We start from the raw sequence: 13,144 nt of genomic DNA on the forward strand, positions 1-13,144 counted from the left end.
GTTTGAGAATATTTGTTGAACAGTATAGGTATGAGAAAGAATTATTGTATGAATTGTTTCAGTCAAAATTTATAAAAGATGTGGATGAGCATCATGCAGTACTGCAATGTGTAGGTTTTTATACAAATGGTGCACAAGAAATTTATATAGTCTTACCCAAATTATTTGAGAAAGATGGCAAATTGTTTAATGATATAGATGTAGAGAAGTTTGCGCAACAGGACTATAGAAATGTGCTAAAAGGGAATAAAGAAAAAATAGCCTTTGTTCATGATTTTACAATACTTCTTTTTCAAACTTTAATGAAATATCAAAGGGAAAATCAAAATGAGCATCCACATGAGTTATCTATTTTATCAAATATGGAAGATCGGAAATTGTCCATGATCGAAACAATCTTTTCTGTAATCAAGTTTCATAAACAAAATCAACATCTGTATATTAAGGAGAAGGGTATTGATAAAAAGAAAACAAATAAAATTCATTGGAATAAAACAATAAAAAAAAATATGCCAGTTATGTATGATGAAAATGTACATTATTTTCATTTCAAATACTCGAATTCAAGACTTAGCCAGAATGATATTGTTTTAATGGTATTTTATTCACTCTTAAATAAGATAAAGTGCACTTATAATATAAATATATCTTTAGATAGTCACTTACCAATTATGCCATTAAGAGAATTTATAAAATTTGAAAGGAAAATTCCAAAGATTTTAAAGAATATACGGAGTCTTTATATTAGGGATGATATGAAACGGCTAGTTAAGTTGTTAAATGCATATTATCAATATGAATCTATTAGTGCCCAAAAAGAATGTGTTGAATATATGGTAGTTTTCAATTTTAATTTGTTATTTGAAGATATGGTCAATGAGATTTTATCAGATAAAGAGCATCTAGCAGTTTTAAAAGTACAAAAAGACGGAAAAATTATTGACCATATTTTTAGTGAGCAATCTTTTGTGACAGGAAATAATATTTTCTTTATTGGAGATTCGAAATATTATAAAGGGGAAACTGTACATACAAACTCTATATTTAAACAATTTACGTATTCAAGAAATATCATTCAGGAATTCGAAAAAAATCGCGGTTATTTTGATAAACATAATATTCTCCTGCGTGAAGATTTTTCTAGGGGGTATGATGCGATACCTAATTTTTTTGTATTTGGAGATATAAATTATGAAAAATATAAAAAAATTCCAGAAATACCGATAGTTCCTTTTAACAAACCATTAATAACAAAACAATTTGAAAATGTTTTTTTTGATAGAGATACTTTTCATATTTTTTACTTTAAGATAAATCTGTTATTTTTGATGAAAGCATATACGATTAAAACTCAAAAAATAAAACAACAATATCAATCATTGTTTAGAAAAATAGTAAGAACAAGAATTGCTGATTATTATAATCATGTGTATGACATGTTTATATTGCAGGAACAAACCCTCAAAAATTTTATAAAGAGTAATTACTATATATTTTGGGGAAAAGTGTTTTTTATAGGAGAAGATAGGGCAGTTTTAGTGTTAGAAAAAAACAAGGAAGATTCAAATTTAGTAAAAGAATGTGTTAAGTCCAATAGTAATATTTTAATAAATTCCATTGTTTTCAAATAAAGATAAGAGGTGTTTTTTATGTTACCGAATCTATCACATCAAATAATATTTTATGGACCACCAGGAACCGGAAAGTCATATACTATTAAGCAAATAATGGACCAATTTGGTATACCAGAAGATAATGTATTCCGAACTGTATTTCATCCAGAGTATGATTATAGCGATTTTGTAGGAACCTATCGACCTATTATGGAAAGATTAGAAAATAAGGAAGAACGATTGAATTATAAATTTATCCCTGGAATATTGTTGCGTTCCTATGTAGAAGCATGTATACAGGATGATCCGGTTATTTTAGTAATTGATGAAGTTAACCGAGGGAATTGTAGTGCCATTTTTGGTGACTTTTTTCAGTTATTAGATAGAAATTCAATGACCGGTGAATCACAGTATAGTATTAATGTTCCTTTAGAAATGAGTGAGTTCATAAAAGAACAATTATTATTGGAGGAAGATGAGGAACATTTAAAGTTAGCGTTCCCAAGTAATTTTTATATCTTTGCTACAATGAATACCTCTGATCAATCTGTATTTCCAATAGATTCTGCATTTATTAGAAGATGGTCTTGGCGATATCAAGGAATTAATTATGAAGATGCAGCAAGGTTTTATATTAAAATTAGGGAAGAATATTATTCGTGGGAAGACTTTCTAAGGACGATAAATGCCAAAATTTATTCTCTTACGGAAAGTGAAGATAAACAGTTAGGGAATCGTTTTATCATGCCATCTGGAAATAGTACAGTAATACATACTCAAAGTTTTGTAGAAAAAGTATTATTCTATTTGTGGAATGAAATATATAAGCATGAAGATTCATCTAATGAGGATTATATTTTTAAATATATAAACCATATAAATGAACTCGAAAAAGAAGAAATTGAATTTACATTTAGTCAATTATTTGGTGAGGATTTTGAGGGGGTTTTAAAAGGATTTATGGAATATAATGAGGTTTCAATGGTGGATGTAGAGGAAGAAGAGTTAGAAATAGAGGAAGAATTCCCTAACAAATCACCATTTGGTTACCGGAAAATTCCTGAGAAAGAAATTCCTTTAGATACTATACTGTATTTTACATATAAGGGTATTAAAGCCAGTGGGTTGTGTAAAGGAAAGAATGATAAACGAGATAACTATCAGATACTAGTTCAAAAAGGTTCCCAGATGGCCCTAAATGTTCACAAGAGTATGCCAGATGCTTTTCATGAAACTAGGAATGAGTTAATTGCAAAAGAAATTATTGTGAAGCGAGAGACTTATTATGAATTTGTGCAAGATAAATTATTTGATACACCTAGTGAAGCGGCAGGGGTTATTGGTGGAGCAAGGTTAACAGGGACAAAAATGTGGAAATCAGAGGATGGAGAAAATCTTAATAAGTTAATGGGAAAAGAATAATTTTAAAAATGTTACTTTAGTAAACCGATATATGAATTTATAATTTAGATAACTTAAAGAGTAAGTTTAAGCTTCCTCTTTAAGTTATCTAAGAGTTACTGTGAAAAAAATGAGTTAATTCCCATGTTGATAATGTTAAAGTTAGTTAGTAGCCGATAAGGAATTTATTTGTTCTTTAAAAAATTCTTCATAATCACTAGAAGATTCAATGATTCGGAAATTACCAGTTAGTTCTATTTCATGGTTATTTATATTGTCAAATAGGTTATGTAGATGCTCTCTAGCTTGATCATGCTCAGGAAGGTTTTCTGTAATAATAGTAAAAATATTCTTGGTCTTTTTATTATTGGAAATATTGTTCATTCCTAGAGCTTTTTCGAAATTTGCTAAGGATGCAATAATTTTAATTTGTGTTGCTTCCGTAGATATGGTTTTTTGATGTGTTATATTTTTACATTTCGTTAATTGTGTTTTTAATTTTGTAAGGGTGTCTTTATCATTGTCAACATCGTGTATGACGGTATAAGTACTTTTGAATTGATTAAGGATTTTCATTAAGGTTACAATGGTGTCTTTTCCGCGAGCACGTATAACATGGTAGTTGGATTCTTCTCGTGTTTTCATAAGTGTTTTTAAAGCAATATATTCTGTATCACCCTCAACTACAATTATGTTGTCTGCAAAGAAGAATTCGTTTACAAATGAGTCAACGTAATTTAAAATCTTCATGTTCTTTATATCGTCCTCATCAAATTTTTCTTTATCTGATGTATAGAGCTCTATTGCTTCATTTGATTGGATTCTAAAGATTTGTAGACTTGTATGCTTTTCTGATAAATTTATTAAAATGGGAGAGTGTGTTGAGACAATTAGTGGCATTTCTGCACCGATTTTATATAAAGCATCGCTTAATCCTCTTATAGCCTCAGGATGTAAAAAAGCCTCTGGTTCATCAATAAGTAAGAGTTTATTATCTATGTTTCCTAATAAATTTTCCTGAATCATATTTTGAATTAGGAAAATTAAACTCATTCGCTGGAGTCCGGTTCCTTGATCTTGTAAATACATTGCGCGATTTTTATTGTGTATTAAAACATTAGAATCAGTGTATTTTAAAATATCTTTATAAGTAAATGTATTACCTTCTGCTCCAACAACTTCAATAGATAAATCCGGGTTTGCAAATAGTTTCTTTAAATTAGCACTAGCTTTATCGTTAATAATTGAAAGTGATGCATCTGTATCTTCTTTTAATTTTTTCACGAAGCTAGGTAAGGATTGTATTAAATTTCTATAGTGTTTCGAAAGTTCAGCTGTATCATCAAGCTCACCTTTGGAGATTTTCAATAAATCATTTTCCATTGCTGCCTGGTAAATTGTTTGTACTTGTTTATTAATATCGTCTATTGTCATATATGGAGTTATATAATAAGGTGGATTTGAATGAATCCAGTTAACAATTTCAGATTTATTCGTTAATGGTTTTTCATCCATAAAATATTTTGGAGCAGTATTAAGTGTATATTCTTTTTTTATAGTTATATTTTCGACTTGTTTAGTCGTAATATCAGATTCAGTATTTTCTTTTTCTCTTTCAAATGTTGCAATCATCACAATGTTATCATTTTGATTGTGAAAACAATTTATAGGAATTGTTTTTTGTTTGGACTCATTCATAAAGAAACAGTTAATAGCTTCTAAAAATGTAGATTTTCCAGTATTATTACGCCCAGTTAAAATAGCTATTGAATCGGTTCTAAAATTAACAGAAAACATATCGTGAAATACTTTATAATTTTTTACAGAAAAACTTATAAGTTTCATAAAAATCACTCCTATAGATATTTAATTTCCTACATAATTATATATTATTTATATATAATTATGTAATGTTTTTTGAGTGGGTGAATTGTATATCTAATTTAACTTGGATTTATAGTGGGAACTTTCGAGAAGCACTATTGATAAGATATAACTAATATATTAGATGGAGCATGGGAAAGTAGCCAGGAACTCTATGCAATGATTAATTTTTAACTCTAACTAATAGAATACCCCTTGCACCTCCCCCAACGTCACCCCCTAACCTAAAAAAGACAAATCAAAAAGGGGGCCAAACCACTCATGAAAACCACCACAAAAGAAAAAAGAAACACCATCATCATGCTATTATTTTCAGCTGCAATAGGGATTTTTTCACCACTACTCATGTACATCACGCTGGCACGTAAAAATGAGGTGTACAAATACCATTGCCGAAAGGCGTTCAACTTTCATTTGTTAATCTTTCTTCTATTTAATATTAGTTCGCGTATTAGTGATGTTTTGTTTTGGATTGTGTTTGCCTTTGAGGTCGTTCAAGTGATCATTGTTGCGTGGAAAGTAATACGCGACGAGCCATATCGTTATTTCATTAGAATTCCTGTATTTAAAGAAGATAAGTATATAGTGGAAGGAGAATAGGTGATGAAACAAGAAGTGGAGGTAAGGGGAAAGCGAATTTTTATTATGATTGCCGTGTTGTTTATTGCGATTTATATCGTTTTACGAAAAAGAAAGTATGAGTATTTTTATGATGGTATTAGCGAGTATGAAAATCGTTATAGAGGGAATATTCCTTTTTTATTGCTTGTTGTAGGTTTGTTTCAATATTGTAGGCAGAATGAGATGAGTTTTTCTCATATGCTTCAGTATGTGAGAGAGAAGTTAGTAGAGTAGGTGATGATATGGCGTGGATGATTAGTGAGTTTGCAAGTGTTGGGGATGTTACGGTGCGGACGCTTCGTTATTATGACAAGATTAATTTATTAAAGCCGAGCGATTATACTGAGGGCGGGCATCGGTTATATACGAAAGATGATTTGTATGTGCTGCAGCAAATTCAATCGTTTAAGCATCTTGGTTTTTCGCTTGGGGAAATTCAAAATATTATATTGCAGCGTGATATTGAGACTGAAGAATTTTTAAGACAAATGAATTTTCAAAGAGAGATGCTTTTGGCGGAGCAAGAAAGAATTGCGAAGGTACTTTCGCATATGGATGAGATGACGAAGAAGTTTCAAAAGGAAGAACGAGTGGATGTTGCTTTGTTTTCTTCTTTTCTTCAAACTTTTATATGGGAGAAAGAAAATAAAGAATGGTTAGAGGAACATTTTTCAAAGGAGAGTGTTCAAACGTTTTATAATAATAAGGAATTAAAAGATAAGTTTGATCGACGTTTTATGGATGTGATAGGGAAGTTGAAAAAGTATAAGGTAGAAGAGAAGGATCCGAGTCATCATGATGTTCAAGTTACTTTGAAGGAATTTTGTAACTTAATCGAAGAGGTAACGAACTACCTTGATATCTCTCAAAGTGATATAGAGGATATAATCAAACAATCAAAAATCCCATTAGCCGAATTCCCCACTCTTTTTACGGGTGAGGAAGAACAGTATATAAAAGAAGCAATCAATAAAATATAGCCTGTAAGTAAACAGATTCCCTATTAGTAATAAAATGGGGAATCTGTCTTTCTGTTTTATTAAGACTAAAAACTATTTTCGATATCATGCTTTATTCTTTTTTCATTGATCATCATTGTAATACAAATCCTTCCGTTTACTACCTTTATAAGTATTTTTACAGGTAGTTTATTTGATAAGTGTTAATTTTTATTATCTGACAAATCAATCAAATAATTTTGTGTTGAAAAAAACATTAAAACATGGGAATATATAGTTTGAATGAAATTAATTGTAATTAAATAAAAAAGTGAGAGGGATAAGCGATTTGAATACTTTATTTGCATTATTATTTGTTGTATGCTTAATAGCATTAATTATTGGGATTATTAAACCTCAATTAGTAGTTAGATGGGGAGAAGAAGGAAAACGAAATAGAAAAAGTGTGTTAAAGTTCTATGGAATAGGTGTAATAGCAATGTTTGTTTTAGTTGGTGTAACTGCTGATGATACGAAAAAGGCAGAAGAGACAAAAGCTGTGGCTAAACCAGCTAAAGCTGAGCAGAAGAAAGAGTTAACAGCTGAGGAAAAGGCAGCAGCAGAACAAGCAGCGGCAGAGAAAGCAGCGGCAGAGAAAGCAGCAGCAGAGAAAGCAGCAGCAGAGAAGGCAGCAGCAGAACAAGCGGCGGCAGAGAAAGCAGCAGCGGAGAAAGCAGCAAAAGAGGAAGAAGAGCGCATTGGATATGAAACAGGAATTACATATGATCAATTAGCTAGAACACCGGATGATTTTAAAGGAAAGAAAGCTAAATTTACAGGAAAAGTTCTTCAAGTAATGGAAGGACAAGGTGAGACTCAATTAAGAATAGCGGTTAATGGAAATTACGATAAAGTATTATACGTTGTTTATAAAAGTGACATTCTAAATTCAAGAGTGTTAGAAAAAGATAATGTTACTGTTAAGGGGAAATCTGCAGGTATATATACTTATAAATCTACTATGGGTGGCGAAATTAGTATTCCAGCAATGTTAGTAGAAAAAATTGATATTAATTAATAAGAAGCAACAAAGCAGTTTAACACCTAGTTAAACTGCTTTTCCATTATAATAGAAGAAAAATCAAACGGAGGGAAACCCACATGCCAACCTACAACAAACTAATCCGAAACAAAATTCCACAAATAATAAAAGCTAACGGAAAAACACCCACAACAATAATCCTACCCCAAGACGAATACATAAAAGAAATCTGCAAGAAAACAGAAGAAGAACTAACCGAATACCTAGAAGCAGACACAAAAGAACATAAACTAGAAGAACTATCCGACCTACTAGAACTAATAAACGCCCTAGCCGAACACGAAGGCACAACACTAGAAGAAATCAACAAAATCCGAAAAAAGAAAGCAGAAGAACGAGGTGGCTTCTCAGATCGAGTCTTTCTAATCGAAGTAACCGATAACTAGCCCCTTATAAGTCCCTTACAAGCCCCTACCAAGTAATAAATCACTAAGAAAAAACACAACAAAAACAAAAACAACAACAAACACCGTAGTAGTAGTAGTCAAAAAAAATTTAAAATAACACGCCAAAAACCAGGCCAGTCTCCCATATATATTATGAAGAGGTTTTTACTTTTGAACGGAGACGGGAGGAATTAGGATGGCGGTGTATCGTAATGTGCAGGTGAATTTTTGGCAGGATGATTTTGTTTTGGATTTGACGCCGGAGGAGCGATACTTTTATGTGTATTTGTTAACTTGTTCGAAGACGACGCAGTGCGGAATTTTTCCTTTTCCGAAGCGGTTAGCTGAGATGGAGACGGGTTATAACAGGGAGACTGTTGATAAGCTTGTGCAGCGTTTTGTTGATTATGGGAAGATTCTTTATGATGCGGATACGCGGGAGTTATTCGTTTTGAATTGGCTTCGTTATAATCCTGTGACGAATACGAATGTGGAGAAGTGTGTGCTTCGTGAGCTGAAGGGTGTGAAGAATAAGGAGTTTGTACATATGTTTCTTCAGAAGTGCGCTGAGGAAGAGCTGAGTGTTCCGATGCTTTTAGCGCATTTCGGTATGCCGAGTGATTTGGCTGTGGATGATGTTGAGCCAGTTTGTGAGGAGACAGAGGCGCAAGAAGAGGTTATAGAGGCAGAGACGGGAAGTCGCGTGTTTTCTTTTTATGAGCAACATTTCGGTAGTTTGTCTCCTTTTGCGGTGGAGGAACTGAGTGCGTGGATGGAAGATTTGTCAGAGGAGCTTGTGCTGAAGGCTCTTCAAATTGCGTTTGAGAATAATAAGCGGACGATTGCTTATGTGAAGGGGATTCTGCGTGGGTGGCACGGGAAAGGGTTTACGAAAGTTTCTGAGGTTGAGGCGGATACGGCGAGCTTTAGGAAGAAGGAGTCGTCTGTTAGTACGGGGGAGACGGAGGAGTTTTTGGCGAGGTGTGAGGAGTGGGAGAAGAATGCGCCGTCTGAAGAAGAGTTGCAGCGCTTTTTAGCGGAGCGCGGGTGGCGGCCATGAGTATTCAAAATGTGGAGGCGGAGAAGACGGTGTTAGGTTCTCTGTTACTTGATGGAGAGCTTATTAAGGAGTGCCGTTTGACGGAGCAGTATTTTTCTATACCAGTACATAAGTCTATATTTCAGTTAATGCGAAAAATGGAAGAAGAGGGGCAACCGATTGATCTTGTGACGTTCATTTCTCGGGTAGATCCGAAGTTTTTAGAGGGAATCGGGGGAATGGAGTATTTTATAGGGTTAATGGATGGTGTGCCTACAACTGCCAACTTCTCTTATTATGAGGGGCTTGTTCGAGGTGCGTGGAAAATGTATCAGGCTGGTGTTCTCGGGCACAAGATGGGAGAGCGTCTTATTGCGGAGAAGAGTGAGAAAGTTATCGGTGAGACGATTACGGCACTTTGTGAATTAGAGGAGAAAGATTCTGTATGTGAGTTTGATTTGAAGGATGCGTTAGTTGATTTGTATGAGGAGCTTCATCAAGATGTGAAAGAGATTACTGGTATTGAGACTGGTTATACATCGTTAAATAAAATGACGTGTGGACTTCAGGAAGGAGATTTTGTCGTCCTTGGTGCGCGTCCTTCTATGGGGAAGACTGCGTTTGCGCTTAATGTTGGAATGCATGCGGCGAAGTCTGGAGTGGCGGTAGGGTTGTTTTCATTAGAGATGAGTAGTAAGCAATTGTTGAAAAGGATGGCGTCTTGCGTAGGTGAAGTGTCAGGAGGTAGGCTGAAAAATCCGAAGCATCGTTTTGCGATAGAGGACTGGGAAAAGGTGAGTAAGGCGTTTGCGGAGATTGGTGAGTTGCCATTTGAGATTTACGACAATGCAGGCGTTACAGTGCAAGATATTTGGATGCAAACTCGTAAGTTAAAGAGGAAGCACGGTGATAAAAAGATTTTAATTATTGTAGATTACTTGCAGCTTATTACGGGCGATCCGAAGCATAAGGGCAATCGATTTCAAGAGATTAGTGAGATTTCTCGTAAGCTTAAGTTATTAGCACGTGAGTTAAATGTTTGTGTAGTAGCGCTGTCGCAATTATCCCGTTCTGTAGAGTCGCGGCAAGATAAGCGTCCGCTTTTATCAGATTTAAGAGAGACGGGACAAATTGAGCAAGATGCGGATGTGATAATGCTTATGTACCGCGAAGATTATTACGATAAGGAAACGAAGCAGAAAGAGATGACGGAGATTCATGTGGCGAAGCATCGGAATGGGCCTGTGGGGAGTTTTAAGTTGAGATTTTTGAAGGGGTTTGGAAGGTTTGTGGAGGGGGGAAAGTAGTGAAAGGGCAAGTTGTTTTGAAAATAGTATCTGCATGTGAACCAAAGTTGTAACGCTAATTTCATAAGTTATATAATAAAGAAAATGGTAACTAATAGTTAAGGGGGATTAGCTATTGGCAGGGAAGGATATTTCTTATCATAATAAAGATATTCTTATGAAGTTTTTAAGTGAATGTTATAGGGATAAAGGGCTTGAAGCATATGGATTAAAAGGCTTTCCAAAAATAAAAGAGCTGTTATTAAATGAATTCTCGAGAGTTCGTGCAGATCAAAGGCGCTCAGATACTTTATTTGAAATGGAAGATGGTTCAATTTTAATGTTAGAGTATGAAAGTAATACCCGTTTCCTTGAAAACCATTTGAAGTATATGGATTATGCAAATCAAATTATGTATCGTTATTATAATAAGAATAAAGAGTTACCGGATATTCGAATCGTAGTTATTTATACAAGTGAGGTAATGAATCCAATAGAAGAAATAGATGTATGTAGTATACGTTTAAATTCCAAAGCGGTTTTACTAAGCGAATATAATGGTGATGCTATCCTTCAAAAGGTTATTAAAAAAATGGAAGAAGGAAAATCTTTGACGGATGAAGAAACCATGAAATTAATACTTGTACCACTTATGCATAGTAGGGAAAAAAGACAAATTTTAATTGAGAAGACGATAGAAGTAGCAAAATGTATCTCCGATGAGCAAGAACAAATTCAAGTTATTGCCGGAATTCTTGTAGCTACAGATAAATTTATTGATGAAGACTACGCGAAAAAAGTAAAGGAGTGGTTACGGATGACAAAAGTGGGTCGTTTATATGAACAGGAGAAGCAAGAAGAAATTGATAAAGCACTTTCGGCAGCTGGAATGCTCTTTAAGGGAATGAGTATAGAGGAAGTGGCTAAGAAATTAGATGTAACAATTGAAAAGGTGAAAGAGTGGGAGAAGCGTTTATCTCATTAATCGCTGGATTAATGGGAATATTTCGCAAAGGGAAAATGGCAGTGTCTGTATAAATTTATATAAAAATAGCCGACTATTACATAATAGTCGGCTATTTTTATAAGGGGAAGTTGTTAGGTTTAATACGCAAATTTTTTGATTTGCTCTTGAATATACTTCTCATTTCCCCATAAAGAAAGACTTTCTCTCTGCAGTAATCCATTGCTGCAAGTCATCTTGGCTACGTCGGACAAGTCGATTTACTAAAACATCATGCCATACGTAATCCTCTAATAAGTATATATGAACGGGGTCATCTGTATAAAAAGCAATATTACGCTCTTCAAGTGATGGTCCATAAATCATCTCTTTAGAATCTATCGATACAATAAACCAATGTTCTGTAGACAAGGTCTCTGTATAAGGTGTTATGCGGTGGGCTTCTAGATTTTTAATGGGATTTTCAACATGCAGGGTAATACCTTGTATTGTAACTTTATCAGCTACTTCAGATAGATCTTCTTTTAACGCTTCATACATCTCATTCCACATTGAAATGACAATACGCCGTTCTGCTTTTTTTATTAATGCCTGACAATAGCTAATGATTGTTTTATTGTCTTTTAAAGTAATTACTCGATTATCCGTTTTTTCCTCGGAAGTTTCTAGTTTTTTTAATGAATCACTTATTCCTTCATAAGTAGACTGCCATTCTGATTGAGCTTTCTGTAAAAAGATTTCAACAGGTAGAGGTGAATAGCGAGTGGTGTCATTTATTTCTTCCTTCATGACAATTCCTTTTTCTACAAGGTTACCTAAAATCTCATAAATTCGCGCTCTTGGGACCCCTGAATCCTTACTCACTTGGTAGGCTGTAGCAGGCCCCTGTTTCACAAGAGATACATAAGATTTAGCTTCATATTCATTAAAACCAATTTTTTTAAGCTGTTGTACTATGTAGTCCACTTTTTCGTCCTCCGATGTTTGCTGTTATATTTCAACGTTACAATAACTCTTTACATTTAGCAAATTGATAGTTACTATTACAATAGTGACTAAAGGGGAGGCTACTCGTATGGATTTGTATTTAGACCCATCTATATTAATTATTTTGATTGTTTTTGGGTTTGTGGCTGCATTTATAGATTCAGTTGTAGGCGGTGGTGGACTCATTGCCTTACCAGCTTTATTATTTACAGGGCTGAATCCGGCAAGTGCAGTAGCCACGAATAAATTAGCATCGACAATGGGAAGTGCAACTAGTAATATTGTGTTTTATCGTTCTGGTAATCTTGATTTGAAATCGGCTTTAAAATTATTTCCAATCACTTTCATAGGCTCTATAGTAGGTGCATGGACCGTTCATTTAATGAACCCAGAAGTACTGAAGCCATTGATGCTGGTAATGCTTGGTGCAGTCGCTATTTATACAATATTTAAAAAGGATTGGGGTAGTATTTCTACTCATAAGAAATTATCTGGTCGACACGTCATTATTTTTACCTTTTTTATTTTTGCTATTGGTTTTTATGATGGATTTCTAGGGCCTGGCACAGGTTCGTTTTTAATGTTCGCTCTTTTATTTATTGGGTATGATTTTTTAAAAGCAGCAGGTAATGCGAAGTTTCTTAATTTAGGAAGTAATGTTGGTGCATTGTTGATATTTATGTATGTGGGGCAAGTAAACTATGCGTATGGTTTTATAATGGGGATTGCTCAAATTGCTGGAGGAGTCGTTGGCTCTAAGTTTGCTATAAAAAAAGGAAGCGGGTATGTTCGTGCTCTTTTCATTACAGTAACTTGTTTATTGTTAGCGAAAAATCTGTATGACTATGTGCAGTAAGTAATGTAGAAAAGGTTAACCATGCAAGCTACATAAATATAATAATTCCTTGTAACATGTTTTAGAT

13 protein-coding genes are annotated in these 13,144 nt (G+C 33.9%); 11 read left to right on the plus strand and 2 right to left on the minus strand.

What is annotated here, in order from left to right:
* The first annotated feature begins 2 nt into the window (after positions 1 to 2).
* Together NST86_RS04900 and NST86_RS04905 are read left to right on the plus strand one after the other, a co-directional pair.
* Positions 3 to 1,631, plus strand: coding sequence for an LlaJI family restriction endonuclease (locus NST86_RS04900; RefSeq protein ID WP_061664129.1), 1,629 nt, complete (start codon positions 3 to 5; stop codon positions 1,629 to 1,631).
* Positions 1,632 to 1,649: 18 nt separating this feature from the next.
* Positions 1,650 to 3,035, plus strand: coding sequence for a DUF4357 domain-containing protein (locus tag NST86_RS04905; RefSeq protein ID WP_061664128.1), 1,386 nt, complete (start codon positions 1,650 to 1,652; stop codon positions 3,033 to 3,035).
* Between the two features lie 141 nt (positions 3,036 to 3,176).
* On the opposite strand, the gene NST86_RS04910 is transcribed toward NST86_RS04905, so the two are convergent.
* Positions 3,177 to 4,859, minus strand: a complete 1,683-nt coding sequence (locus tag NST86_RS04910) for an ATP-dependent nuclease (RefSeq protein WP_061664127.1) — start codon at positions 4,857 to 4,859, stop codon at positions 3,177 to 3,179.
* A gap of 300 nt (positions 4,860 to 5,159) precedes the next feature.
* Between NST86_RS04910 and NST86_RS04915 the strand changes: the two genes are divergently transcribed.
* From NST86_RS04915 to NST86_RS04950, 8 genes are all read left to right on the plus strand, one after another.
* Positions 5,160 to 5,498: a DUF4870 domain-containing protein gene (locus NST86_RS04915; RefSeq protein WP_061664126.1), complete on the plus strand. Its 339-nt coding sequence runs from the start codon at positions 5,160 to 5,162 to the stop codon at positions 5,496 to 5,498.
* A 3-nt stretch (positions 5,499 to 5,501) separates the two neighbouring features.
* Complete coding sequence (locus tag NST86_RS04920) at positions 5,502 to 5,753, plus strand: hypothetical protein (protein WP_061664125.1); 252 nt, start codon at positions 5,502 to 5,504, stop codon at positions 5,751 to 5,753.
* Between the two features lie 8 nt (positions 5,754 to 5,761).
* A complete protein-coding gene (locus NST86_RS04925) occupies positions 5,762 to 6,499 on the plus strand; it encodes a MerR family transcriptional regulator (RefSeq protein WP_061664124.1) in 738 nt (245 codons plus the stop codon).
* Positions 6,500 to 6,806: 307 nt separating this feature from the next.
* Positions 6,807 to 7,535 carry a hypothetical protein gene (locus NST86_RS04930; RefSeq protein WP_016122017.1) on the plus strand — a complete coding sequence of 243 codons (729 nt, stop codon included), beginning with the start codon at positions 6,807 to 6,809 and terminating at the stop codon, positions 7,533 to 7,535.
* 83 nt (positions 7,536 to 7,618) lie between these two features.
* Entirely contained in the window at positions 7,619 to 7,945 is a 327-nt protein-coding gene (locus tag NST86_RS04935) for a nucleoside triphosphate pyrophosphohydrolase (protein WP_048656431.1), read from the plus strand.
* Between the two features lie 196 nt (positions 7,946 to 8,141).
* Complete coding sequence (locus NST86_RS04940) at positions 8,142 to 9,005, plus strand: DnaD domain-containing protein (protein WP_193533365.1); 864 nt, start codon at positions 8,142 to 8,144, stop codon at positions 9,003 to 9,005.
* On the plus strand, positions 9,002 to 10,291 hold the full coding sequence (dnaB, locus tag NST86_RS04945) for a replicative DNA helicase (protein WP_193533364.1): 1,290 nt from the start codon (positions 9,002 to 9,004) through the stop codon (positions 10,289 to 10,291). The genes NST86_RS04940 and dnaB overlap by 4 nt, the downstream gene beginning before the upstream one ends.
* Positions 10,292 to 10,406: 115 nt before the next feature.
* Entirely contained in the window at positions 10,407 to 11,255 is an 849-nt protein-coding gene (locus NST86_RS04950) for a transcriptional regulator (protein WP_144405402.1), read from the plus strand.
* A gap of 159 nt (positions 11,256 to 11,414) precedes the next feature.
* Here the strand turns inward: NST86_RS04950 and NST86_RS04955 are convergent, their stop codons facing one another.
* Positions 11,415 to 12,200, minus strand: a complete 786-nt coding sequence (locus tag NST86_RS04955) for a TrmB family transcriptional regulator (RefSeq protein WP_340933252.1) — start codon at positions 12,198 to 12,200, stop codon at positions 11,415 to 11,417.
* 109 nt (positions 12,201 to 12,309) lie between these two features.
* On the opposite strand from NST86_RS04955, the gene NST86_RS04960 reads away from it, so the two are divergent.
* Positions 12,310 to 13,077: a TSUP family transporter gene (locus tag NST86_RS04960; protein WP_025966954.1), complete on the plus strand. Its 768-nt coding sequence runs from the start codon at positions 12,310 to 12,312 to the stop codon at positions 13,075 to 13,077.
* Positions 13,078 to 13,144 lie beyond the last annotated feature (67 nt).

The organism is Bacillus sp. FSL L8-0199 (assembly GCF_038005705.1).
GTDB classification, from domain to species: Bacteria; Bacillota; Bacilli; order Bacillales; family Bacillaceae_G; genus Bacillus_A; species Bacillus_A cereus.